Below are 26,389 nucleotides of genomic sequence, written 5' to 3'. Positions count from 1 at the left end.
AATAGATATTTAGTTTCTAGTATTACTTTCATCAAGTATCTCTATATCATCAGTATCTTTCATAACTTTCAAAGTATGTTCTGATTCGCTAGGTGTATATTCTGGCGGAACAACAAACCAGTCAATTTTATCTTTATGATATTTTGAAATTTTCACATGACGTGCTTTTTTTTCTCCTCCCTGATTCCCTCCAAGACAGTAATAATAATTACCATCAGTACTAATTCCAACAACAATCGTAACATGACCATCACCTCCATATGTTCTTTTCTTTGGTACAGGATTAGTTGTGTCAACAGGGTCATTTGGTCCATTGTCTCTTACAGCAATTGCTCCATATATCGGAGAATCTATCTGCTTCCAAAATTGCCACATAGCAGCTCTTGCAGAAAACTTAGGAGGTTCATAACCTGCTTGTTTAACACACCAACTAACAAATGCACCACACCAATTAGTATCATCATTCCAACCCTTTCCATTAGTAGATGCATTAAAATACTCAGAGATTCGAGGATTATGACCAACTTTTAAAGCTTTAGTTCCTATTTCTTCTTTAGCAAATTTCATCCATAGTGGTGTAGTCGGCGGGGTAATCAACTTCATATGTTCCACAAAAGCAATTGGATGAAAATGATAAATATTAGAACTATCAGCAGGGAAGGTTCTTTTTTCTTTTGGTTTTTCTTTTCCGTTATAATGTTGGTCAGTTTCTGCTACATCACCATCCGTTATTTGATCCCAAAAACAAAGATTATTAATTTTTTCTTCTAACAATACTTTTTTAGCATCCCGTGCTTCTTCTAATTTTGTTTTTTTTGTTTCTGTAGCTAAATTTACTCCTTTTTCGTAAACTTTGTCTATTTCTGTGTTAAAATCAGCGATTTTATTGTTAGTATCCCACTCATTAAAATGTTTACAAATAAGTCTACTTAAATCCTTTACAGCAGTATCTTTTTGCATTGCATTATTTAATTCGTTTTCTGTTAGGAGGTTGTTTTTGTCATCATCGTATTTTTTTAACTTTTCCCATACTTTATTAACAAATGTTTTAGGTGTACTATCTGTGAAAGGTTCGCCAAAATGATAAAAATAGTTATTGTCAGGGTCTTCAAAAACTTCCCAACCATAACTTTCATCTAACCAATTGTAAGGATTGATAAATGTTAAATCACTTTTTTTAATCCAACCTTTATTTGTTTTTTGTTTTCCTTTACCTTGTACATTATACCAGTCTAAATCTTTACTGTCTTTTGTAGTAGATATTTTACGTGCAGTTATTTTTTCGGACGTTATTATATCTGTATCTGTTTTTTTAGGTTCTTCTTCGTAATAATTTTTAATATCTTTTGTTAGAGTAATCCAAGTGTCTTTGGTACCTACTACCTCAGTATTATCAACCCAATATTTTTTGTTTTCTTTTGGGATGTAAGTTATTTCTCTATATTCTATAAATTCAGAATAGGGTTTATTCAGTTTTTTTTTGTTTTCTATCTTTTTTTTCTCTGATATTTTATGTTGGTTGTATGAGTTATATGTCGTAAAAATCTCTCTTACGCCATCAATTATAGAAATATAGTTTTTATAGAATAGTCTAGACTCGTGTTCGCCATTGGTGTTTTTTGTTAATGGAGGTAATGCATTATCAAATAACGTGTTTAGTTCCTCAAAATTTAAAACTTCTGTATATTCAGATTTGTTTTTGTTATCAATTTTTGTCTTCCTATCTTTTTTAAAATTAATTAAATTTTCATTTACGTCTTTGGTTACTGCTTCAAAACCTATTTGGGTGTAATTGTCTTTGATTTCTAATATTTTAACCTTGGTGTCTTTTTTTAAAAAATTACAAGGCTTTGCAATCTGTAGAGTTTTTCCTTTAGGAATTTCTATAGTTGTCTGATTATCGTCACCAACATGATTTTTTAAAAAATTATCAACTTCATTATCATCTGTAAAAACTTCTAAATGGACACAATTGTATGTGTTTTGCTTTTCAAAAGAATATTGAGCTGGTACACCAATTGTATCTCCAGCTTTAATTGATGTGTCTACATTTTTTACACTATTTAAAATAATGTCATTTTTTAAGGTTTTTTTTATTTTTAAATCTTTTTTTAGGATGTATTCTTCTTTACCTTTAATTTTTATCCACTCATTATCTACTATTTCTATTTCTCCTAAATCATTTTCTTTTTTTTCAACTCTAATAAAATCACTTGTACTATTTGGTTTTTTTCTTACAATAGCTCCCTTTTCTGATGTAGGTATAATATCTTCCTCAATATTAATTACTAAAGTACCGTCTTTTAAATTTTTAACTCTGTCACCTGAAGTAGCCATAAAAAGGTCATGATCTCCCTTATAATATACAGGAGTATAAGTTGTTTTATGTTGGTATATCCAATGATCGTCAGAAAAAGAAACTCCTAAGATATGACCTTCTTCTTTAGTGCGTATTTTTTTGGTAGCAGAGTTAAGATCGTAAGTAACTTCTGTACCTTTAGGTAAAACGTGCTTAACCTTTCCTCTTTTTACTTTTTCACCTCTTATAGTTACTGTTTCTAAATCAGTTCCTGATCTTAAACGTAATCCTTTTTGTTGTGCCTTACCTGTAACTTTTGCTGTATATTTTGCATATAAATCCGGAATGTTTTTACCATTATTTTTTTCTAATTCCTTCTTTGGCATCAAGTGCATATATAAGCTATAAAACCGGAGTTTTTGCTTAGTAGATTCTTCATCTTTATTTTTTTGCTTACCTGGACTTTCGTAATTATGTTGGACGAGTATGAAACTATTAGAATACTTTCTTTGGGTGTCTTTTTCTAATAAATAATCTTCTGCAAACCTGTAAGCTATGATTCGACCATCTGCAATGGCACGAACACAATTAGATCTTTCTATGTGTATTCCTCCATGCCAAGAGCTTAAACGTCCTATTGGGTAAAAGCCAAAACTGTTGTTATGTCCATAATAACGTTCGTTTAATTCTTCTTGACTTAATTCTTTTTCTACAGTAGTTTTGTTAGATAGTTCTCTATCTGATGGCAATATTGGATATGATACTTTTTTAAGACTCATAATATTTATATGCTAAAATCTAATAAACTTAAATACCCATTTGTTTCCGCCTCTTCACGAAGTGCCTCCTGCCTAGCTATAGCCTCATTTAATTGACTTCTTCGACCTGTAATGGAAGCGATAACCTTTAGAGTAGGATTAATTGTTGGAAATGGTATTTTATGAATAGGCATAACAGTTGTTGCTGGGCTAACACCAGTACCAATTAATACGGTTGGTTCGCCTTGCGTTACTTGTCCACCATGCGCTGTTAAGCTACCTACGGTTGCTGCTGGTTTTCCGCCTATTAAAACGGTACCTTCCCCCATAACTATAGTGTCAGGTGGTCCAATACAGGTACATAAGTCACCCATTACTGCTGCAGGTTTACCTCCAATTAGTACGGTTGGTACACCTGGTCCAACTACTGGACCTCCAACATGAGGTGGAGGCGGAGTTCCCGGGTTTAACATTGGGCATACATGCATACTTCCTAGTGTTGCTGCTGGTCCTGGCATAATTTTTAGGTTTTAATTTATTTTTACAATTGCTCCAGATACTTCAGTCATAGCGCTACCTGATACTTTTGTTTGTGCACTATTTACTTCTACAGACGCTTGTCCTTCAATAATCGTGTTTGTACTAGTTATTGTAGCATCACTTGAGGCTTCAATTGCTATGGAAGCATCACTAATAACGGTGGTGTCGGAAGTGGATTGTAATGCTAAGGCGCTTTCTGATATAATGTTTGTATCCCCTTCTGAAGAGGTGTTAATATCGCCTTGCGCTTGCAGTTCTATAGTTTCTTCAGCAATCATTTTAATGTTTTTTGCTTGAATTTCTATATTTTCAGCAGCTGTTATAAATAATGATTTTGCTTGCGTATCAAAAGTTATGATACTGCCTTCATTGTCATAAATTTTTATTTTTTCTTCACCATCGGTATCATTTAACTCTATAGTGTGTCCGCTTCTGGTACGTATTGCTTTGACATCATTGGCACTGCTTTCAAACGCGTTAGCTTTACCAGTTCCGTTATACAAACTACCGAGCATATAGGGGTGTTCTGCATTACCACCTTCAAAACCTATTAAGACTTCTTCTCCTGTTTCTGGAATAAAGTGGAAGCCTTTATCGCCACCAGCATGTGGTGTGACAATACGGATCCAAGGGGTCATCTCTCTAGTTATTTGTTGCCAAGGAAATTGTACCCTGATACGTCCTAAGCCTTCTGGGTCTGTGTTTTCCATAACAATAGCTGTTTGGGTTTCACTTCTAGGAAAGGCTTGTATATTGGTATTTGGATAAGCGTCAAATTCGGCAGTGATAGCTTCAAAAAAGTTTAAATAATCACCGTTTTCTTTATTGGTATGGGTAATACTAGTCACTCGGTAAGTGGCGCCTTCTATTTTTACAATATTCCCTAATTTAACACCAGGGTTGTCACTAACACCGTTAAGCTTGACTTGTTTGATTTCAATCGCCTTTTTTTGTAACTCTATACTAGTGTCTAAACGTTGTTTGGCTTGTGGGTCATTATATAGGTTGTGCCATACATTGGTCTGTTTGCTATAAATGGTGTTGGCTTTACTAGACACAAAACCACTATAACCATTAGCACCCGCACTTACTTCGGTGGCATCTTTTTCGTGGACTTCGTTTAAAAGATAGTCGTTTGCGTAGTATTTGTAGTTATGGGATTGTGGTAATAGGTTTAAGTTGTATTCTTTTAAATCAAACCCATAGGTTAGTTCTAGCTCTTCTGTTTCGGGTTGCCCAAAAATAAGTTGCATCCCGTTGTAATAAAACCATTGCCCATATTGTGCGGCTAATCGGCTAGCGTAGCCAAAGGCCGATTCGTTATGTTGTACGGAGTAGTGCAGGGCAGCCGTGTTAGTAGGGGTAACCACTAGTTCTAATTTCGATTGGTCGTAGTCGTTAAACGTTGTTTCTATTATATCTGCTAAAGTTAAATCGTTATAAGAGGCGTAGTGTGGTCCGTCGTCAGAAATATAAGTAGGACTTTGTGCTATAATAACCACTGTATCGCCGGTGCTAGCTTCATGACCTTTTATAGTTTTTACTTGTGTGACAATACCTTTAAACGTCAGGGATTGATAACCAGTACTTGGAGCTAAAGCGCTTGTCTCTAGTGTTATGGTTTCGCCTAGGAAGTTTTTACTAGATTCTCCTAATGGTTGTGATAAATCTTCTAAAACATCCATTCTGCATACTAATTCTAGCATGTGGTGCGCGTCGATTTGTTGGTTTAACATGACGCTTTTAAAAGCGGTAATTTCATTACCGTTTATAAAGATGTTGGTTGTGCTTTGTAGAGCCATAGTTTTATTAAGGTATTTTGCAGTATTCTATACTAACTAATAGTATTAATAAAACACCAGCTTTTTTTTAAAAAATTAATCTGTTATAGCAGAATGTAGTATCTAAACATCACACAACAGGTGCTTAAAATTACTTTTTAAAAGTAAAATAACATAATAAATTTAATTAAATTTTAACAAAAAATAATAAAACACGTGGATTGTCTAGTGATTACGGTAGGTTATAACCGAATCATTTTCAATCGTTTTTATAGAAAATTGTTCGCCTTTAAGTTTTGGAGCGGCTATTCCGTCGTGAAAACGGACTTGACCTTTAAAAACTCTAGCTTCATCCCAAAGGTTGGCATCAATAAATAATTGTAGCGTTTTAGAACCGCCTTCAATAATTATAGAGTTTATGTTTTCTTTATAAAGGTGATCGCAAATGGCTTTAGCTGAGTGGTCTTTAAACGTAATAGTTTCGGCGTCAGTATTAAATATCGCATATTGGTTAGATAATAACCCATTGCGATCTAAAACGATACGTGTAGGATTTTGTCCGGTCCAATCTCTAACATTTAAGGTAGGATTATCTTTAATAACGGTAGTGGTGCCGACTAAAATGGCTTGTTCTTCAGCGCGCCATTTATGGACTAGTTGTCTAGAGTAGCTATTAGTAATCCAAACGGGTTTTTGCTCGTCTTTAGTTTTTGGAGCAATAAAACCGTCAATAGATTCTGCCCATTTGAGAATAATATACGGTCGTTTTTTGTTATGAAATGTAAAAAAGCGCTTGTGATGTGCTTTGCATTCGGTTTCCAAGACACCAACTCTAACATTACGTCCCGCTTCCATCAGTCTTTTAATACCTTTACCAGCAACCTCAGGATTATCATCCACACAACCTATAACTATATTGGGGATTTGATGGTGGATTATTAAGTCGCTACAAGGTGGTGTTTTTCCGTAATGACTGCAAGGTTCTAAAGTAACATAAATGGTCGCTTTTTTTAAAAGGGATTGATCGGCAACACTATTTATAGCATTTACTTCGGCATGATTCCCGCCATATTGGCTAGTAAAACCTTCGCCAATAATAGTATTATCAACAACAATTACACTACCAACCATAGGATTTGGTCGTGTGTAACCTAAACCGCTTTTTGCAATTTGTAAGGCGCGTTGTATGTAAAATTGATCAGTCAAATTATAATTTGATTTTAACGTCTTCGGTACGGTCTACTTGATACGTGTGAGAAAATCCTAAAACCTTATACTTGATTTCGCCAAGATATTGGACAGTCATCTTTTTGCTTAAAAAACTGCCTAATAAACTACTTAAATTTTTATTACTTAATAAACTATCCGTCGGTATTTTAGCCTGTAATGGAATGCTAAATTCTTTTCTAGCCGGAACTTTAAAACTTTCGCTTGTTACGGCTGCTAATTCGTTATTATTAACAATCACTTTAATCCCATCTGTTTTTAATTGCCCACCAATACTATTAGGGTTTAAAAAAAAAGCATCTGCTGTAACTGTAATAAATCTAGAGGTAGATTCTAATACTTTAATATTTTCGACTTTAATAAACTGTGGTTTTTCTGTGACCTTACAGTTAAAAAAGCAAGTTAATATTGTTAATAAGATTAGTGTTTTCTTCATGTGTCTTTTTTTAGATTTAATGTATCTTCATCCTCTAAAATAAGACACAAAAATACTATTTAAAAGTGAGTAATACTACGATTGAAATAAGAGAAATCCAACCAGAAGATAATCCACAAATAGAAGCTGTTATTCGTGAGGTTTTTATAGAATACGGTTTACCTTTAGTAGGTACGGCGTATGCCGATCAAGAAACACCACAAATGTTTGAATCTTATATAGGGCAAAAGGAAGTGTATTACGTTGTAGTCATGGATGGCATCGTTGAAGGTGGTGGAGGATTAAAACCATTACATGGCATGGAAGACGAGGTTTTTGAGATACAGAAAATGTATTTTTCTAATCGCTTACGCGGAAAAGGCTTTGGAAAGCAACTATTTGAAACGTGTTTAGCAAAAGGGAAGTCACTAGGTTTTAGCCGGGCTTATTTAGAAACTATTCCAGTATTAAAAGAAGCGATTCATATTTACGAAAGTAATGGTTTTAAACATTTAAAGGGCCCTTTAGGTAGTACAGGTCATTTTAATTGTGGTATTTGGATGGAGAAAAAACTATAATAATTTTAGATGCTAGTAAAAGAATTAAAAGCAATATTCCATAAGGAATTGGATGGTATTTATGGTAAAGACGAAGTGTTTAGCTTCTTTTTTATGTTAACGGAAGCGTACTGTAATATTTCCCGACTGGATGTGGCACTTGATACAGCCTTAAGTATTACAAAAGAAGAACAAGGTCCTTTGTTTAAAGCATTAGAAGCTTTACAAAACAATACACCGATACAATATATTTTAGGCGAAACTGAATTTTACGGTTTGCCGTTTGCAGTCAATAAAAACACGTTAATACCGCGTCCAGAAACAGAAGAGTTGGTGCAATTAATTATTGATGCACATTCTAAACAGCGTGGCACTGATACCGTTTCAATATTAGATATTGGTACAGGAAGTGGTTGTATCGCTATTAGTTTGGCTAAAAATATAAAAGACAGTGCTGTATGCGCGCTTGATGTTTCCGCGAAAGCGATAGAAAAAGCGAAAGAAAATGCGGTGTTAAACGGAGTGAGTATTGACTTTATGCAAGTGGATATTTTAAACGAATCGACTTGGGACTTAGTAACTAGAGTTTCAAAATTTGATATTATCGTTTCTAATCCGCCTTATGTTCGTCATCTAGAAAAACAACAAATGCAAGCTAATGTATTGGAGAACGAACCACATGTTGCATTATTTGTTGAAGATAATGAGCCGCTTATATTTTATAACGCGATCACTAAGTTTGCGGTTGCAAATTTAAAGCCTAAAGGGGAATTGTATTTCGAAATTAATGAATACCTAGGGCAAGAGATGATTGCGCTTTTGGAGACTTACGGATTTAGTAATATCAAGTTGATACAGGATATGTTTGGTAAAGACCGAATGATAAGCGGGGTGAAAAATTAATGAAATACATAATTCACATAATATTGGTAGCGCTTTGCTTTGGTTGTAATCAATCAAAAAAAGAGGTGTTGATCCCGGAAATAGAAGTCACTTCTGAACATGGTGAGTTTATAGATCACTTTGAAAAAGAATTTTTAGCGAGTGTTAATTTTTTGGAACTAGACAAACCTTATTTAATTACCGCTAAGCTCTTTGATACATTTAATTTGTTATCCAAAGAAGAGAGTGAGGTGCTTGAAGTGCGTGATGTTTTTAAAGCTAATGACACTATTTCTAAATTTGGAATGGCCTTAAATTTAGGATTTAGTAAAGACTTTAGGTCATTTGTGTTGTACCAATTTGATGAAGACAAGTTGATGAATTATAAATTGGTAAATTATACTAATGACTACCAGTTTATTGATGCTATCGCTGTGTCTTATTATGATTTGACTTCACCTATTAATCAAACACAGACTTATGTGTATAATGACAAGTTATTTGTGCTTGATAAAAAAACAAACAAGACTAAAGCATATGTTTTAAAAGGAAATGGGGTTTTTGAAGCGCAACCTGTTCCAGTTAAGTTTAATTATTTACCATTAAAGCAATATCAATCTTTAATAGATTATACAGCATCGTTAGATCAGCGCGTGGTTAAAGCTAAAAAAGGAACAATAGTTAAGGATAGTATTGGTCGTAAAATCGGAATGTTTTCGTATTTGCAAACGGTATCAGTTCTAGATTATGCTGATAACAAAGCAAAAGTAATTGTCCATCCAGAAACGTTAAAAAAAGACGATAATTTTTATATAGATACGTCTAATATAGGTTATGTGCTAAAAAAGGATTTGTTTGATGTGTATCAAGACGAAGTCGTTATTTATAAATATGAAGGTTTAAAGGTTAATGGTAATACTATGCCTCTTATAGATTTGCGAGAGTTATTGCAGGTAAAGCAAATTAAATTAAATAAGTATTTGAATAGCGTTATTAAAAAACCGCATATTGTAAATGTCACGGATAGCTATAAAATGGGTAAGCGTGTGACTTTGATTGCAGAGAATGGTAAGCAAGTGACGTTTAAGGATAGTACATTTGCGACAGAGTATAATCCAACAAAAACGTATAGTGTTAGTGAGGATTCAAATTTTGATAATACCTTTGTGGTTCATTCTCAAATGATTTTTGACTACAAACGTTTAGTTTTTGTCAGCAAGATTAATGGAGAACAGCTAGATACGTATGCAGGAGGTTATCCGCACGTATCTCCAAATAAAAAATACGTGATATCTGTCGATTATGATGTGGAATGTCCAAGCCAACGGACTGTATTTATAGACAAGATCACGAATAATAAAATAATTAAAGGTGTCGAGATTTATTATAATCTAGAAGATAATAATGAGTATATCGATTTAGAGAAAACAACAGATACAAATGAAATCTATTGGTTAAGTAATACTGAATTTATAATTAAATTTTGGGGAGCAACAGAATGTTATTCGGATTCTGAAAACTACTTTTATTATAAGTATAAGATTAAACAACCATTATTAGATTTGTTAGAAGTTAAATAAGTATGAGCATAAAATTAGAGTTAAAGGCATTAAGAGAAGAGTTAAGAGGACATAATTATAATTATTATGTTTTAGATAATCCGACGATTAGCGATTACGATTTTGATATAAAATTAAAAGCATTACAGGTATTAGAAGCTGCGCATCCTGAGTTTTACGATGCTAACTCGCCAACATTACGTGTTGGAGGAGCGGTGACTAAAAATTTTAATACTGTTGTGCATAAGCATAGGATGTATAGCTTAGATAACTCTTACTCGCTGGAAGATTTAAAAGATTGGGAAACCAGAATAAGAAAAATGGTGGATGGTCATGTGGAGTATGTTTGCGAACTTAAATATGATGGTGCGTCTATAAATCTAACCTATCAAAACGGAAGTTTATTAAAAGCAGTGACGCGTGGTGACGGTACGCAAGGGGATGAGGTCACGCCTAATATTAAAACAATCAATTCTGTGCCTTTGCAGTTAAAAGGCGATTTTGCTGAAGACTTTGAGATTAGAGGTGAAATTATTTTACCATACGAAGGATTTATTAAGATGAATGAAGAGCGCATCGAAAATGGAGAGGAGCCTTATAAAAACCCGCGTAATACAGCTTCAGGAAGTTTAAAATTACAGGATAGTGCTGAGGTTGCAAAACGACCTTTAGATTGTTTGCTTTATGGTTTAGTTGGTGGCGATTTTGAATATAAGACACATTTTGAAAGCTTAGAAAAGGCACGTCAAATGGGTTTTAAAGTGCCGAAAGAAGCACAGTTGTGCCAAAGTATTGAGGAGGTTTTTGAGTTTATAAAGCAATGGGATCATGCCAGACATGATTTACCTTACGAGACGGATGGTGTAGTAGTAAAAGTTAATAATTTACACCAACAAGATGAGCTTGGTTTTACGTCCAAAGCACCACGTTGGGCTATGGCTTATAAGTTTAAAGCGGAGCAGGTTAGTACGGTTTTAAATAGTATTTCCTATCAAGTCGGGCGTACAGGGGCAATTACTCCAGTTGCTAATTTAGAACCTGTTGAGTTAGCGGGGACTATTGTAAAACGAGCCTCTTTACATAATGCAGATCAAATTGAAAAACTAGACATTAGAGTAGGAGATACGGTGTATGTGGAAAAGGGAGGTGAAATTATACCTAAAATTATCGCTGTAAATTTAGACGAACGTCCAGCAGATTCTCAACCAACACAATACATTACTAATTGTCCTGAATGTGGTACCGATTTACAACGAGAAGCAGGGGAAGCGAAACATTTTTGTTCAAATTATAATGGTTGTGATCCTCAGGTAATTGGTCGTATCCAACATTATATTTCGCGTAAAGCAATGGATATTGAAGGTTTAGGAGGAGAGACCGTAGCGCTTTTAGTAAAGGCAGGATTAATCCATAATTATGCAGATTTATACGCATTGACCAAAGATCAAGTTTTGCCGTTAGAGCGTATGGCAGAGAAAAGTGCTGATAATTTAATAGCAGGTGTTAAAGCTTCTAAGCAAATACCCTTTGAACGTGTCTTATTTGCTTTGGGGATTCGTTTTGTGGGAGAAACGGTTGCTAAAAAATTAGCTAAACATTTTAAGAGTATTGATGCTTTAGCATTTGCTTCTATTTTAGATTTAGAACAAGTTGACGAAATTGGTATTAGAATAGCAGAAAGCGTTGTTGACTTCTTTTCGGATAGTAAAAACCAGGACATTGTAAATCGATTAAAAGCTTACGGCTTGCAATTAGAGATTTCGGCAGAAAAATTAGCTGGTCAAACCGATAAGCTAAAAGGACAGAGTATTGTTGTTTCTGGGGTGTTTCATACGGTATCCAGAACTGAGCTTAAAAAACTGATAGAAGATAACGGCGGAAAAGTCAGTAGTTCTATCTCATCTAAAACGAGTTATATTGTTGCAGGAGATAATATGGGACCAAGCAAAAAAGATAAGGCTGATTTGTTGAAAATAAAACTCATTACAGAAGAAGATTTCCTACAAAGTCTCAAGTAAATCATGTATTTAATCGATAAAAAGCATTTATACACGTTAAATTACGTTTTTTTTATATCTTTGTAGCCGCAAATCAATTATAATGCAATTTACAAAGTTTAATATAGTCTCACTTATTTTGGTGGTTCTTGTAGTATTAATAATGGCTGGGAGAATTTTTAATTTTCTAGAAATCGCTAATTATGCATGGATAGTTGTATTTCCATTACTAACATATTTATACTTTTGTCATGCTAAAGGAAGGAATATTTTCTTTGGTTTTTTCCTTATTGCATTTTCAATTGTGGAAATTCTAAAAATTATTTTTGACACAAGTAATGCATTGGCTTATTATACAGCAAATTGCCTAAATATAGTTGCTTATGCTTCTTTAGTTATCTTTTTAGTGCAGGATATTAAAACGGAACGCTTGTTTAAAGAGTTTAAACTACACCTTTTTATTTTATTTGTTTTTAATGCATACATTATATATGTATTAAATCAAATGATAATGCAGGATGAAGATTTAGTAGTAAACTCAATAGATTTTGTGATAGAAGTGACTTACAATGTGTTAATTCTTTTGGTTTTATCCCTGTCTTTAATTCATTATCTATATCACGATTCTAAACAGGGATTATTGTTGTTTTTGGCTAGTGTATGTATCGTGTTTTCAGAGATGGTGCAAGTGGCTTACTTGTTTATCTCTTCAGCACAATTATTACACATTTCCTATTCTGTCTTAATGGGGCTTGGTTTTTATTTTCTTTACATTTATATTAAAATTAAACATACAGAAGATAAAGAAATGCCAACACCAATGAGGAAATCATCTAAACTATAATTGATATTCCTTCTGCTTTTTTAGTGCTATCTGGTTCAAAGTAAAAATCGATTTTACCTAGATTAATACCATAGCAACCAACTTGGTTAACTAGCACATTTTTACCTTCTAAATTTTGTGCAACTGTTGGTTTAGGTAAAAAAGTATGCGTGTGTCCTCCAATAATTAAATCTATGTCTTTAGTCGCTTTAGCTAAACTTAAATCACTTATTTTCTTTGGGTTTTTCTTGTAATTATAACCTAAATGAGAAAGGCAAATAATTAAGTCGCATTTTTCGTCTGTTTTCAAAATACGGGTCATTTCTTGTGCGGCTTCAATCGGATCTAAGTACTTAGTCTCTTTAGACATTGTTTTATCTACCAAACCATCTAATTCTATTCCTAATCCAAAGACACCTATTTTAATCCCTTCTTTTTTAAAGACTTGATAAGGTTTAACATGTGTGTCCATTACGGTATTTGAAAAATCATAGTTGGCGGATACAAATCCAAAACTGGCGTGTGGTAATTGCGCATATAAGCCATCAATCCCGTTATCAAAATCATGATTTCCAATGGTTGCTAAGTCATATTTAAGCCTACTCATAAGCTTGAATTCTAACTCGCCACCATAATAATTAAAGTAGGGTGTACCCTGAAAAATATCTCCCGCATCTAATAATAAGGTATTTGGGTTTTCTGTTCTAATATTTTCAATTAAAGTGGCACGTCTTGCAACACCACCTTGATTAGCATTTCGACCATCTTCAGGACCAAAAGCATCGATATGGCTATGTACATCATTAGTATGTAAAATGGTTATTTTTTTTGTTTTAGCAGTAGTCGCAAAAGATTGTAATCCATAACCACCAACTGTAATTAATGCTGTAGCAGCTGTTGCTTGTTGTATAAAGTGTCTACGTTTCATGTTTGGCTTATTTAGTTTGGATAAATCTATTGTCAATTACTGGTTTTATAGTGTCTACCTTTTTAAAGTAGTCTAACATGGCATTTCTAATTTTATAATCTAAGACATATAAACTGTCATTAGTTTGAAAAAAGCGCATACCATCACCACCATTATATAGGTAATCGTTGGTCGCTACGTAATAAGTCTTGTCTTTTTCAATAGGTTTGTTGTTGACTAAGGCTTCTGTAATGCTGTACTCCTTATCTAAAGTTAATTGTATTCCACTAACAGGGTGTGGACGTTTTGCTTTACTTAAGTAAGTTACTAAGCTATCTATTTGTTGACTTTTTAGTGCAACAACAACAATACTGTTTTCAAAAGGCATAATTTCAAAACCAGTTCTTGTAGTAATATTACCTTTTGATATGATAGATCGGATACCGCCATGGTTTAAAAGGACCATATCAATGTTTTTTCCAGTTCTTTTATTAAAAATAGGATCACTTTCTTGTAAAACCGCGTCAGCCATTAAATTACCAATAGCTGTATTTAAATCACCATCATTTTTACTATACGTTTCAGGAGCATAAGATAATACGGTATTCATGTCCTTATTAAGGCTTTCGCGGAATGGTTTTATGTAAGCATCAATATCGGGATCAATAGCTAATGTATCCGTTATGGTTATTTTTTTTCCTTCGATTTTACTTAAGGAGTAAGTATCTTGTTTGCATGACGACAACAAAACAATCGAAAGCAAGATAAAGAGGTGTTTGTAATTCATATTTAAAGTTGAATAATTTAAAGCCAATATATAGTTACAATTACTACATTTGTAATAAAGGAATAAAGATAAATGATTTTAAAAGGATTTAAAGAAAAATCTAATAAAAAGTATATTAATAAATGTACGAAAAGCAGAGTGCTAGTATCAAATAACGCGGTTATTAAAACTATTGGCGTATTGGTAGATAGTCAACAATTTTCTGATTTAGAATGGATTAACCAGTTAGCAAAAAGCTTAAAAGTTAATGCTAATAACCTTAAAATTTTATCTCTTTTTAATAACAAAAAAGAAGGGATAGCACTTTTTGGTAATACTTTTTCTGAAAAAGATCTAGGGTGGAAAGGTCATTTAAAATCTCAGACAGCAAAAGACTTCATTGCCATCAACTTTGATTTGTTAATAAATTTATACGAAACAGACGCTCTGGCCTTACAATTAGTGACCGCTGCAACCAATGCACAATTTAAAGTCGGCATTTATAATGCACGACAGGACATAAACGATTTAATTATTGAAACTAAATTAGTCGATAAGTCCATCTTTAAGACCGAGTTAATTAAATATCTAAACATTTTAAATAAAATAAGTAATGAATAACCCTTTTTTAGGCACAGGAATAGCAATTGTAACTCCGTTTAATGACGATTTAACAGTGGATTATAATGCTTTAGAAAAAATTGTAGAATTTAACATTACCAATGGGACTGATTATATAGTAGTAAGTGGGACCACAGGAGAAAGTGTAACTGTAACCAAACAAGAAAAAAAAGATATATGCGCAGCTATAATAAAGTATAATAAGGGACGCTTACCCTTAGTTTTAGGTATTGGAGGTAATAATACATTAGCAGTTGTTGAAGAAATTAAAACTACTGATTTATCTGCTTTTGCCGGCATTTTATCGGTGACACCGTATTATAGTAAGCCGACTCAAGAAGGAATGTATCAACATTTTAAAGCTATAGCTGAAGTTTGTCCTGTAGATATTATTTTATATAACGTGCCAGGAAGGACAGCTAAAAATATGACACCAGAAACGACACTACGTTTAGCTAAAGATTTTAAGAATGTAGTGGCGGTAAAAGAAGCTGGGAATAATATGGCACAATATTTAGAATTAATTAGAGATAAGCCAGAACATTTTTCTGTGATTTCTGGAGATGACGATTTAGCTTTAGGTGTTGTTTTAGCAGGAGGAGCAGGAGTGATCTCAGTGATTGGTCAAGCGTTGCCTAAAGCCTTTTCTGCAATGATAACGTTAGGGTTGGAAGGTAAAGCTAAAGAGGGCTATGCTCTCCATTTTAAAATGATGAAGATAATTGATTTAATTTTTTCTGAAAATAATCCAGCAGGTATTAAAGCGGTATTAAATAATTTAAATCTTTGTAATAAAACAGTAAGATTACCGTTAGTGGAAGCGACGGAAGAGCTTCAGAATAGTATTGCTGATTTTATGAGTAGTTTTAATAAAAGTTAAATTATACTTAAACGGACGTTAAACTTGATTTCTTCAATTAATTTAGCAATCAAATTATATTTTTAAAATCCATTTAAATAGCGTATTTTTGCGCTTCGTAAAAAATTATATGAAGAATTTATTTTACATCCTAATCACATTTTTATTTTTCACTTCTTGTAGTGAATATCAAAAGGCGCTAAAGTCTGAAGATATTGCTGTAAAATTTACTATGGGTGAACAACTGTATAAAGAGGGTAAGTTTAATAAGGCTAGTCGCTTGTTTACACAGATCGTGCCCGCTTACAGAGGGAAGCCTCAAGCAGAAAAATTAATGTTTTTAGATGCGGATTGTTATTATCAAACACAACAGCATTATTTATCAGGTTTTAGATTTGAAAGTTTTGCAAAATCATATCCTAAAAGTGAAAAAGTTGAAGAAGCTTATTATAAAAGTGCTTTAAGTTATGCAGAGTTGTCTCCTGTTTATTCTAAAGACCAACACGATACAGATCACGCATTAGAGAAATTACAATTGTTTGCTAATTTATACCCTGAGTCAGAGTTTATGCCTAAAATTAATCAATTGGCTAAGGATTTACAGTATAAATTAGAGTTAAAGGCATACAGTATTGGTAAACAATATAATCACATTGCAGACTTTAAGGCGTCTATAAGTACTTTTGATAATTTTATCGCAGATTTTCCAGGAACATCATTACGTGGTAAAGCACAGTTTTATAGATTTGATTCCGCTTATCATTTAGCGATGAAGAGTGTAGAATCAAAAAAAGAAGAAAGATTAAATACTGCTATTTCATATTATAACAGCTTTAAGAAAACAGATTCTGAATTAGAACTTGTTGGAGATGCTGATAAGATGATAGAAGATTTAAAAGAACAATTAGAAAAATACAGTACCAAAAGCTAATATATATTATGGATTTAAAAAAAATCGAAGCGCCGTTATCTACAACTACGTATAACAGAAATATTATAGATGCACCAACAGGTAACATTTATGAGGCTATTTCAGTTATTGCTAGAAGATCTGAGCAAATTAACTCTGAAATTAAAAAAGAGTTAATTGAAAAGCTTGAAGAATTTGCTACATATAATGATAGCTTAGAAGAAATTTTTGAAAACAAAGAACAAATCGAAGTGTCTAAGTTTTACGAAAAATTGCCTAAACCTCATGCATTAGCAGTTCAAGAGTGGTTAGATGATAAAATCTACCATAGAAATACAGAATTAGACAACCAAGACTAAATTTATGTCAATATTAAGTGGCAAAAACATACTATTGGGCATCAGTGGTGGTATTGCTGCTTACAAGACGGCTACATTAGTCAGATCATTTATAAAAGCAGGTGCAAACGTACAAGTCGTTATGACACCTGCTTCTAAGGATTTTGTAACACCACTTACATTATCTACACTTTCCAAAAATCCAGTACACTCAACATTTACAAACGATCAAGACGATAATGCTATGTGGAATAACCATGTAGAATTAGGACTCTGGGCAGATTATTTAGTGGTTGCACCTGCAACAGCTAATACATTGTCAAAAATGGCGAATGGTACTTGCGATAATCTTTTATTAGCGACTTATCTATCAGCAAAATGTAAAGTCTATTTTGCACCAGCAATGGATTTGGATATGTATATTCATCCCTCTTCAGTGCATTCTTTTGAAACATTAAAGAGTTATGGTAACGTTATGATACCAGCTACTTCAGGAGAATTAGCAAGTGGGTTAATTGGGCAAGGTCGTATGGCAGAACCTGATGATATTGTTTCTTTTATTGAAAAAGATATTATTAACGGGTTACCATTAAAAAATAAAAAAGTTTTAATCACTGCAGGGCCAACTCATGAGGCTATAGATCCTGTACGATTTATAGGGAATCATTCCTCTGGTAAAATGGGTTTTGAAATTGCAAAAGAAGCGGCTAATCTTGGCGCGGAAGTAATTTTAATTTCAGGGCCAACGCACCAAAAAGTGGCACACGATTTAATTACAGTCATACCTGTAATAAGTGCTCAGGATATGTACGACGCAGCTCATCTATATTTTAATAATTCTGATATAGCCATTTTATCTGCTGCAGTAGCAGACTATAAACCAAAAAATGTGGCCTCTCAGAAAATAAAAAAGAAGTCGTCTACGTTAACTTTAGACTTGGAGAAGACTAAAGATATTTTGGCTTCCCTAGGGGCTATAAAAACAAAACAGTTTCTTGTAGGATTTGCTTTGGAAACCAACAACGAATTGGAGCATGCAAAATTGAAGCTTAAAAAGAAGAATTTAGATTTAATTGTTTTAAATTCGTTAAACGACAAAGGGGCAGGTTTCAAGTCTGACACCAATAAAGTAACGTTGATTAATAAGGACGAAGTCGCAAAGGTTTACGAGTTAAAATCTAAAACGGAAGTCGCTAAAGACCTTTTTAATACCATAATAAATACAATACATGCGTAACCTTTTATTTCTATTTATATTTTGTTTTAGTGTGTCAATAACTGCACAGGAGTTAAACGCTACTGTAGTTGTAAATGCACAACAAACAGGAAACGAAAACTTACAGCAATTTAAAACATTAGAAAAACAATTAAAAGAATTTATATCTAGTACCAAATGGTCAGATAGATCGGTGACTGCGCAAGAGCGTATAAATTGTAATTTTGTTATTAATATTAGTGAATATTCCGGGAATAATTACAAAGCAACATTGCAAGTGCAGTCTTCTAGACCTGTGTTTGGATCAAGTTATACAACGCCCGCTTATAATATAAATGATAAGGATTTTACTTTTGAATATATAGAGTTTCAAAGTCTGATTTATAATCCAACGCAATATGCTTCTAATTTAATATCGGTATTGGCTTTTCATATACACATGGTTTTAGGTATGGATGCCGATTCTTTTAAACCGGAAGGTGGAGACGCCTATTTTAAGCAAGCACAAAATATCGTAAATTTTTCTCAACAAGAAAATTATGCTGGTTGGAAATTAGCGGATGGCTTACAGAGCCGATTTGCTTTAATAGATAACTTATTATCACCAACTTTTAAAGCCTTTAGAACGGTAATGTATGATTATCATAGACTTGGTTTGGATACAATGGGTGATAATCAAAAGGATGCTAAAAATCAGATTGCTAAAGCTTTGGTTTTATTTAATGATATGAATAGAAGACGTCCAAACTCCTATTTATTACGCGTTTTTTTTGATGCGAAAGCAGAAGAGATAGAGCAAATCTTTTCTGATGGACCAAGTGTAGATATAGCCAATTTGATAGATACCCTTAACAAGGTGGCACCAATACATTCTTCTAAATGGAGAAACATAAAAATTTAGATAGATTTATTTTCATTCTTAAAAAGCGAAAAACCAAAACTTTTCTCTTTTTAACATTCAACTTTTCACTTTAAGAATGCTTACAGGATTAACCATAAAAAATTACGCATTAATAGATCAACTTCAAGTTAGCTTTAACGATGGTTTTACCATAATTACAGGAGAAACTGGGGCAGGGAAGTCTATATTATTAGGCGGTTTATCTTTGATTTTAGGTAAACGCGCGGACTTATCTAGTTTACGTAATCCAGAAAAAAAATGTATAATTGAAGCCTCTTTTGATATTTCTAAATACAAACTCAAGACGTTATTTAAAGATCAAGATTTAGATTACGATACACAAACTATTATTAGACGAGAGATATTACCGTCAGGCAAATCGAGAGCATTTGTTAACGATTCTCCTGTAAATTTATCTACGCTACAATCTTTAGGAGAGCAATTAATAGACATACATTCGCAACACGAAACCATGCAATTGGTGGATGATGCTTTTCAGTTTTTAGTAATTGATGCATTGGCAAAAACAGAAGGCAATATTGATACTTATAGGACTTATTTAAAAGATCATAGAAAGCTACAAAAACAATTAGAACAACTTCAAAAATTTCAAGCAGAAGCTGTTAAAGAGCATGATTATAATGCGTTTTTGTTAAATGAATTAATTACAGCTAATCTTAAAGAGGGAGCTCTTGAAAATCTAGAGGAGGAGTTTGAATTGTTAAATAACGTCGAGGTTATTCAATTAAAATTAGAAGAAGCTAATGCTTTATTAAATGAAGAACAAGGTGGTGTTTTAACGTCACTTAGGGAGGTTAAATTAGCTTTGCAAAAATTAGCGACAATCTCTACCACATATCAAGATTTATTAGAAAGGGTTACGAGTAGTTTGATAGATTTGGATGATGTTTTAGTAGATATAGAACGTTTTGAAGGAAATCTAGATGCTGATCCAAATAGATTAGAAGTTGTGAATGCACAACTGGCTACTATCAATAATTTAATGCAAAAGCATTTAGTTAAAACAGTAGAAGAGTTGATTGTGATTAGAGAAGAATTAGCACAAAAAGTCGAGGCAACAGAAAATGCAGATCAAGATATTATAGATAAAGAAGAAGAAATTAAGGCTATAGAAAAATTACTTAATGTCGAAGCCAAACAGATTACGGATAAGCGTAATAAAGCAATACCAGATTTAAAAAAGCAATTAGAAGCTATATTAGGGCAGTTAGGTATGCCTAATGCTCAGTTTAATATTAGTTTAGAACCTACTAAATCATTTCTATATAATGGAAAAGATAATTTAAGTTTCTTGTTTTCTGCTAATAAAGGTGGACAATTTAATGTACTTAAAAAAGCCGCTTCTGGTGGAGAATTGTCTAGGATAATGTTGGCAATCAAATCTATATTATCAAAATATGTAAAGTTACCTACTATTATGTTTGACGAGATTGACACTGGAGTTTCTGGAGAGATTTCTAATAAAATGGCGGATATTATGGCATTAATGAGTGCTAAAATGCAAGTGTTTAGTATTACGCATTTACCTCAAATTGCAGCTAAAGGAAATACGCATTATAAAGTATATAAAGAGGATGTAAACGAGGTCACGACTACTAATTTGGTTAAGCTTAACTATGATGAGCGGGTTGTAGAGCTAGCGCAAATGCTAGGAGGTACGCAATTATCCGATTCTGCAATAGCACATGCAAAGCAACTGTTAAATTAGTGGCTTAATTTCCGCGAAAGGGAAATAAAAAAATTTAAATACTATCTTTGAAAGATATAAAAATAAACAAAACTAACAAGTCAACTGTTAAACTATAAGTTATGTCATACAATTTATTAAAAGGAAAAAGAGGAATTATATTTGGAGCATTAGATGAAAATTCTATTGCTTGGAAAACAGCAGAACGTGTACACGAAGAAGGTGGTACGTTTGTCTTAACTAATGCACCCGTTGCAATGCGTATGGGGCAAATTGATAAATTAGCAGAAAAAACAGGATCTCAAATTATACCAGCAGATGCTACTAGTGAAGAAGATTTATTAAACCTTGTCAATAAATCTATGGAGATTTTAGGAGGTAAAATTGACTTTGTATTACATTCTATAGGGATGTCAATTAATGTAAGAAAAGGAAAGCATTATACGGATCAAAATTATGCTTGGACTCAAAAAGGTACGGATGTATCTGCTATGTCTTTTCATAAAACAATGCAGACGCTATATAAGCAAGATGCAATGAATGAGTGGGGAAGTATTGTTGCCTTAACATATATGGCTGCACAACGTGTTTTTCCTGATTATAATGATATGGCCGATAATAAAGCCTATTTAGAAAGTATTGCACGTAGTTTTGGTTACTTTTTTGGAAGAGATAAGAAGGTTAGAGTAAACACAATTTCTCAATCACCAACACCAACAACAGCAGGTAGTGGCGTTAAGGGTTTTGATGGTTTTATCGCTTACGCGGAAAAAATGTCACCGTTAGGTAATGCTACAGCATTAGATTGTGCTAATTATACAGTGTCATTGTTTAGTGATTTGACTAAACGAGTGACGTTGCAAAACTTGTATAATGATGGAGGATTTAGCAACATGGGAGTAAGTGATGCTGTAATGGAAGCTTTTGTAGAGAGCATGGATAAATAGATTTTAATCACATCATACATTTACATTAAAGCCTTACGTTTATCGTAGGGCTTTTTTTATGCCATCTATTTTTATTTTTATAATGTGATTTTTTGTTTATCATTCCCCTTATAATTGTATCATAACGTCTGGTCGAATTTAGAGTATTCTTCAAAAATTTAAAATAAAATTTATTTTGTAAACTGTGATTGTTTAAAATGCAAATTCTGTTTATTACAACTAAAGAAAATTAATCATAGACAGTAATTATAAACTTATTTCTATCTTAAACTACGTTAACTTACAGAGGAATTCTGTGAGTTTTTAAAGAACAAAACAAAATGAATTTAGTTTATTATTATAGAGAGTAATAGTTTATTACCAAGTAGTTGTTGAATTAAATGTTAATAAACGGCTAGTAAAACAACGTTTTATCTATAAATATTGCGTTTTAACGATTGTTTAGGGGGATTTCTTTGTTGTGACATTTATTTCGATATTTTTGATCACTTTTTATTTTTAATAATCATAAAACTATAAATAAATGAGAAAAATTACTTTATTATTTTCATTAATGGCCTTCGCTTTTAGTATTCAAGGATTTGCTCAATTTGGATGTGATTCCGGTGTTGTTATTACAGATGGCTTTACGGCTATGGGAATTACGACTCCAGGAGATGGAGGTGAAGAAGATTGGAATGATAACCCTACAGATAATCCTATTTGCGGAGCCATAAATACATCTTGGAAAGATGATGTTTATCTCTTTACATACACTGCAGGAACAACGGATGAAAAAATAACAATGACAACGTTTTCAAGGAGTCCTTGGTATGGATTAGGTATTTTTACGACCTGTACGGGTACTGCTTTAAATGATTGTTTAGATACCGTTTATTCAAGTAGTGTTGGGGCAATAAATACAGTGACAGCTAATATTTTAGCAGGACAAACCGTTTTTATAGCGTCAGGAACTAATGGTCCTCCAAATGGGTTGGATTTTGATGTTTCTGCTTTTTCAGCAGTACCTTTAGCAAGCCCTCCTGTTAATGACAACTGCGAAGATGCTGAAGTAATCACTCCATCAATTACGGGGTCAGAAGTTTGGTATACAGGAACGACTATTTCAAATACGCCTTCTGGTGAGGTTTTGGATGCAGATGTATCTTGCGGTAGCTTTGGTAGTGGAAGGGATGTTTGGTATACGGTGGAAGTTCCCGCTGCTGGCGATATCACTATTGTAACACAAGCTTCTTCAGGATCAGCATTGACGGATACGACTATGTCTGTGTTTTCTGGATCTTGTGGGGCTATGGCAGGTACAGAGATAGCTTGCGATGATAATAGTGGAGTTGGTAATTTTTCTGAAATAGTACTAACAGGTCAAGTACCAGGTGCTATACTTTTTGTAAGAGTGCAAGAACATGATAGTGCAGTATCAAACAGTGCTAATGATGGGGCATTTGAAGTATCTGCTCATGCTGTAGAGTCTACGTTATCTAATGTGAGTTTTGAAACTAATTCTTTATTTACATATTATCCTAATCCGGTAAATGATAACATAATATTAAATGCTCAAAAAGAGATTTCTAATGTGTCTGTTTATAATATGATTGGACAAGAGGTTTATAAAAACACACCTAACAGTGTTAATAACGCTGTAGATATGTCAAATTTAGAATCAGGAGCTTACTTTATTAAAGTAACTATTGATAATGTAACAGAAACTGTAAAAGTGATTAAGAATTAAGTTTACACTTTAATAGAATTAAAAGCCACCTTTTTAGGTGGCTTTTTTTATGTGATTAACTTACATTTGTTAAATGGAATTACGTTTTTCTTTTATTATCCCTGTTTATAATCGTCCCGTAGAGATTGAAGAGCTTTTAGAGAGTTTTTCAAAATTGAATGGCAACTTTACCTATGAAATTGTTATTGTAGAAGATGGGTCTTCTATTATATCAGAAGCCATTATAGATAAGTACAAGCAGCAGCTGGATATTGCTTATTATTTTAAACCAAATTCAGGACCAGGAGATTCTAGAAATTTTGGGATGCGTAAAGCAAAAGGTAATTATTTTATAATCTTAGATAGTGATTGCTTATTACCTAGTAATTATTTATTAGAAGTTAGTCAGCATTTGCAACACAACTATGTCGATTGTTTTGGTGGTCCAGATAAAGCACATCAATCTTTTACTAATCTGCAAAAAGCAATAGACTTTAGTATGACTTCTGTTATAACTACAGGAGGAATTAGGGGTAATAAAATAAGTTTAGATAAGTTTGAACCTAGAAGTTTTAATATGGGGCTATCAAAAAAGGCATTTGAAGCAACAAAAGGTTTTGGAAATATTCATCCTGGAGAAGATCCAGATTTGTCAATTCGGTTATGGGATTTAGGATTTAAAACAACACTTATCCCTGAAGCTTATGTATATCATAAGCGTCGTATTTCATGGTCTAAATTTTATAAACAAGTAAATAAATTTGGTTCAGTTAGACCTATTTTAAACACATGGCATCCACAAACTAAAAAAGTGACGTATTGGTTTCCTTCCTTATTTAGTCTTGGCGTTATTATTGCTTTGCTATTAGCCGCTTTTAAAATCTATTTACCTATATATCTGGTCTTGTTTTATTACAGTTTAGTTTTTATCTCTGCAGTACTTAAAACCAAAAATTTAGTTATTGCTTTTCAAACGTTGTTAGCTGTTTCTATTCAGTTTTTTGGATATGGCTATGGGTTCTTGAAATCTACACTATTATTAAGTGCAAAAAAGGATTCTCCAGAAAATATCTTTCCACATTTATTTTTTAAGACTAAATGATGCAAAATTTTAAATTAAAAATAATCGGTTTATTTAAAAGTAAAAAAATCAATGTTTTTTTATTGTTTTTTATACTGGCCTTTTCAATTTTGGTATTGACCAAATTATCAAAAGTGTATACTGCTACGCTGCCATTTGGTATTAATCCTATTAATGTAGATGATACTTATGTTATATTAAATAAGGATGATGCAAAGCTCAATATTACTATAGAAACTTATGGTTTTAACTGGCTTAGATATGCTATAAAACGACCTAAATTAGATATCGATTTTAATACAGATGTTGTAAAATTAGACTCGTTATTTATTTGGAGTATGTCAAGAGGTTATCCTAATATAAACAAACAATTTAGTAAACAAAAAAAAATAATTAGTATTAACCCGGATACGTTAGTATTTAAATACGATACTAACAATATTAAATATGTACCCATAGTATTGCATGCTAACATTCAATATGCTCAAGGTTTTAATACCTTGGATAATGTTAAAACAATACCGGATAGCATAAAATTAATAGGTCCAAGTTCTATTTTAAAAAACATTAAAAATGTAACTACGCAACAGTTAGATTTAGATCATGTAAAAACCAATGTCAATACTGTTTTGGAATTGGAATTGGACAGTTTAAGCAATAAGGTTAAGACCAATTTAAAACAAGTTAATTTATCGGTTAAGGTATCTAAATTTTCGGAAGGTGTGGTTAACCTTCCTATTGAAATTATAAATAGTCCGAAAGGAAAACTGATTAATTATTTTCCTAAACAGATTGCTATAAGTTATTCAACGAGTTTAGATAATTTTAATGCTATTTCCGCTAACGACTTCAAAGTAGTTTGTAATTATAAAGATGCTATTGATAATTCGTTTTTAACACCAGAGATCGTAAAACAACCTGATAATGTTAAAAATGTCAGAGTATTACAGCAAAAAATAGAGTTTATTATAAAAGAATGACACCAAAAATTATAGGATTAACCGGAGGTATAGGAAGTGGAAAGACAACAGTCGCTAATTTTTTTAAAGATTTAGGCGTACCTATATACATTGCAGATACAGAGGCTAAAGCTTTAATGAATCGCTCAAAAGTGATAAAACGAAAATTGTTAAAACTTTTTGGAGAACAAGCCTATGTTGATAATAAACTTAATAAACCATTTATAGCCAGTCAAATATTTAGTAATAAAGCATTGCTAAAACAGATGAATGCTATTGTGCATCCTAAAGTCGCTAAGCATTTTTCTAACTGGGTGGAGAAGCAAAAAGCAGCATATGTCATTAGTGAAGCCGCAATTATTTTTGAGAATGGAAGCTATAAAAAATACGATAATATCATTACAGTGGTGGCACCAGAGGAAATTAGACTTAATCGAGTTTTAAAACGGGATGAGTCATCCAAAGAGAAAGTCAAAGCTATCATGAAAAATCAGTGGACGGATAAACAAAAAACAGAGCTTTCTGATTTTGTGATTACAAATACAGACTTAGAAGATACAAAGCACCAAGTAGGAAAAATCCATAAACAACTCTTAAAAATAGCGGCAAATCATTAAAATTTAACGTTTT

The 26,389-nt window shown here is 32.8% G+C and carries 24 protein-coding genes; 17 read left to right on the top strand and 7 right to left on the bottom strand.

The genetic code is table 11. The features are described from left to right. Positions 1-9: 9 nt before the first annotated feature. The 5 genes from E9099_RS19025 to E9099_RS19005 all read right to left on the bottom strand — a co-directional run bounded on the left by E9099_RS19025 (position 10) and on the right by E9099_RS19005 (position 7,041). The gene (locus E9099_RS19025) at positions 10-3,078 is read right to left on the bottom strand and encodes a TIGR02594 family protein (RefSeq protein WP_136585082.1); all 3,069 of its coding nucleotides are present in this window, start codon (positions 3,076-3,078) and stop codon (positions 10-12) included. 5 nt (positions 3,079-3,083) lie between these two features. Continuing rightward, positions 3,084-3,575 (bottom strand): PAAR domain-containing protein, encoded by a 492-nt coding sequence (locus tag E9099_RS19715; protein WP_136585081.1) that lies wholly within the window; start codon positions 3,573-3,575, stop codon positions 3,084-3,086. A 12-nt stretch (positions 3,576-3,587) separates the two neighbouring features. After that, positions 3,588-5,399, bottom strand: coding sequence for a type VI secretion system Vgr family protein (locus E9099_RS19015; RefSeq protein ID WP_136585080.1), 1,812 nt, complete (start codon positions 5,397-5,399; stop codon positions 3,588-3,590). Between the two features lie 204 nt (positions 5,400-5,603). Continuing rightward, the gene (ribD, locus tag E9099_RS19010) at positions 5,604-6,584 is read right to left on the bottom strand and encodes a bifunctional diaminohydroxyphosphoribosylaminopyrimidine deaminase/5-amino-6-(5-phosphoribosylamino)uracil reductase RibD (RefSeq protein WP_240788924.1); all 981 of its coding nucleotides are present in this window, start codon (positions 6,582-6,584) and stop codon (positions 5,604-5,606) included. Position 6,585: 1 nt separating this feature from the next. Then, positions 6,586-7,041: an LEA type 2 family protein gene (locus E9099_RS19005; RefSeq protein ID WP_136585079.1), complete on the bottom strand. Its 456-nt coding sequence runs from the start codon at positions 7,039-7,041 to the stop codon at positions 6,586-6,588. Positions 7,042-7,106: 65 nt separating this feature from the next. Between E9099_RS19005 and E9099_RS19000 the strand changes: the two genes are divergently transcribed. The 5 genes from E9099_RS19000 (at position 7,107) to E9099_RS18980 (ending at position 12,859) form a co-directional block, all read left to right on the top strand. After that, on the top strand, positions 7,107-7,598 hold the full coding sequence (locus E9099_RS19000; protein WP_136585078.1) for a GNAT family N-acetyltransferase: 492 nt from the start codon (positions 7,107-7,109) through the stop codon (positions 7,596-7,598). Positions 7,599-7,607: 9 nt separating this feature from the next. Next, a complete protein-coding gene (prmC, locus tag E9099_RS18995; RefSeq protein WP_136585077.1) occupies positions 7,608-8,480 on the top strand; it encodes a peptide chain release factor N(5)-glutamine methyltransferase in 873 nt (290 codons plus the stop codon). Continuing rightward, positions 8,480-10,039: a hypothetical protein gene (locus E9099_RS18990; RefSeq protein ID WP_136585076.1), complete on the top strand. Its 1,560-nt coding sequence runs from the start codon at positions 8,480-8,482 to the stop codon at positions 10,037-10,039. Before prmC ends, E9099_RS18990 begins: the two co-directional genes overlap by 1 nt. A 2-nt stretch (positions 10,040-10,041) precedes the next feature. Then, the gene (gene ligA / locus E9099_RS18985) at positions 10,042-12,036 is read left to right on the top strand and encodes an NAD-dependent DNA ligase LigA (protein ID WP_136585075.1); all 1,995 of its coding nucleotides are present in this window, start codon (positions 10,042-10,044) and stop codon (positions 12,034-12,036) included. A gap of 142 nt (positions 12,037-12,178) precedes the next feature. Beyond that, positions 12,179-12,859, top strand: coding sequence for a hypothetical protein (locus tag E9099_RS18980; protein WP_136585074.1), 681 nt, complete (start codon positions 12,179-12,181; stop codon positions 12,857-12,859). Here E9099_RS18980 and E9099_RS18975 read toward each other — a convergent pair. After that, the gene (locus E9099_RS18975; protein ID WP_136585073.1) at positions 12,849-13,766 is read right to left on the bottom strand and encodes a bifunctional metallophosphatase/5'-nucleotidase; all 918 of its coding nucleotides are present in this window, start codon (positions 13,764-13,766) and stop codon (positions 12,849-12,851) included. The genes E9099_RS18980 and E9099_RS18975 overlap by 11 nt on opposite strands. A gap of 7 nt (positions 13,767-13,773) precedes the next feature. Further along, positions 13,774-14,532 (bottom strand): 5'-nucleotidase C-terminal domain-containing protein, encoded by a 759-nt coding sequence (locus E9099_RS18970; RefSeq protein ID WP_136585072.1) that lies wholly within the window; start codon positions 14,530-14,532, stop codon positions 13,774-13,776. 72 nt (positions 14,533-14,604) lie between these two features. Between E9099_RS18970 and E9099_RS18965 the strand changes: the two genes are divergently transcribed. The 12 genes from E9099_RS18965 (at position 14,605) to coaE (ending at position 26,376) form a co-directional block, all read left to right on the top strand. Further along, positions 14,605-15,132 (top strand): DUF6913 domain-containing protein, encoded by a 528-nt coding sequence (locus E9099_RS18965; protein WP_136585071.1) that lies wholly within the window; start codon positions 14,605-14,607, stop codon positions 15,130-15,132. Further along, positions 15,125-16,012 carry a 4-hydroxy-tetrahydrodipicolinate synthase gene (dapA, locus tag E9099_RS18960; protein ID WP_136585070.1) on the top strand — a complete coding sequence of 296 codons (888 nt, stop codon included), beginning with the start codon at positions 15,125-15,127 and terminating at the stop codon, positions 16,010-16,012. Before E9099_RS18965 ends, dapA begins: the two co-directional genes overlap by 8 nt. A gap of 109 nt (positions 16,013-16,121) precedes the next feature. Further along, positions 16,122-16,922 carry an outer membrane protein assembly factor BamD gene (locus E9099_RS18955; RefSeq protein WP_136585069.1) on the top strand — a complete coding sequence of 267 codons (801 nt, stop codon included), beginning with the start codon at positions 16,122-16,124 and terminating at the stop codon, positions 16,920-16,922. A gap of 8 nt (positions 16,923-16,930) precedes the next feature. Next, positions 16,931-17,260: a DNA-directed RNA polymerase subunit omega gene (locus E9099_RS18950; protein ID WP_136585068.1), complete on the top strand. Its 330-nt coding sequence runs from the start codon at positions 16,931-16,933 to the stop codon at positions 17,258-17,260. A 4-nt stretch (positions 17,261-17,264) separates the two neighbouring features. Beyond that, positions 17,265-18,476 (top strand): bifunctional phosphopantothenoylcysteine decarboxylase/phosphopantothenate--cysteine ligase CoaBC, encoded by a 1,212-nt coding sequence (coaBC, locus tag E9099_RS18945; RefSeq protein ID WP_136585067.1) that lies wholly within the window; start codon positions 17,265-17,267, stop codon positions 18,474-18,476. Further along, a complete protein-coding gene (locus tag E9099_RS18940; protein ID WP_136585066.1) occupies positions 18,469-19,356 on the top strand; it encodes a DUF4835 family protein in 888 nt (295 codons plus the stop codon). The genes coaBC and E9099_RS18940 overlap by 8 nt, the downstream gene beginning before the upstream one ends. 76 nt (positions 19,357-19,432) lie before the next feature. Further along, a complete protein-coding gene (recN, locus tag E9099_RS18935) occupies positions 19,433-21,085 on the top strand; it encodes a DNA repair protein RecN (protein WP_136585065.1) in 1,653 nt (550 codons plus the stop codon). 101 nt (positions 21,086-21,186) lie between these two features. Next, positions 21,187-22,011, top strand: a complete 825-nt coding sequence (locus E9099_RS18930) for an enoyl-ACP reductase (RefSeq protein ID WP_136585064.1) — start codon at positions 21,187-21,189, stop codon at positions 22,009-22,011. Positions 22,012-22,534: 523 nt separating this feature from the next. After that, on the top strand, positions 22,535-23,740 hold the full coding sequence (locus E9099_RS18925; protein ID WP_136585063.1) for a T9SS type A sorting domain-containing protein: 1,206 nt from the start codon (positions 22,535-22,537) through the stop codon (positions 23,738-23,740). A gap of 73 nt (positions 23,741-23,813) precedes the next feature. Then, a complete protein-coding gene (locus E9099_RS18920) occupies positions 23,814-24,821 on the top strand; it encodes a glycosyltransferase (protein WP_136585062.1) in 1,008 nt (335 codons plus the stop codon). Positions 24,822-24,916: 95 nt separating this feature from the next. Next, positions 24,917-25,780, top strand: coding sequence for a CdaR family protein (locus E9099_RS18915; protein WP_168800787.1), 864 nt, complete (start codon positions 24,917-24,919; stop codon positions 25,778-25,780). Further along, the gene (coaE, locus tag E9099_RS18910) at positions 25,777-26,376 is read left to right on the top strand and encodes a dephospho-CoA kinase (RefSeq protein WP_136585060.1); all 600 of its coding nucleotides are present in this window, start codon (positions 25,777-25,779) and stop codon (positions 26,374-26,376) included. The genes E9099_RS18915 and coaE overlap by 4 nt, the downstream gene beginning before the upstream one ends. Positions 26,377-26,389 lie beyond the last annotated feature (13 nt).

The organism is Psychroserpens sp. NJDZ02 (genome assembly GCF_004843725.1).
In the GTDB taxonomy this organism is placed as follows: Bacteria; Bacteroidota; Bacteroidia; order Flavobacteriales; family Flavobacteriaceae; genus Olleya.
The sequence above is the reverse complement of the archived record's forward strand: the minus strand, read 5'-3'. Positions and strand labels throughout refer to the sequence as shown.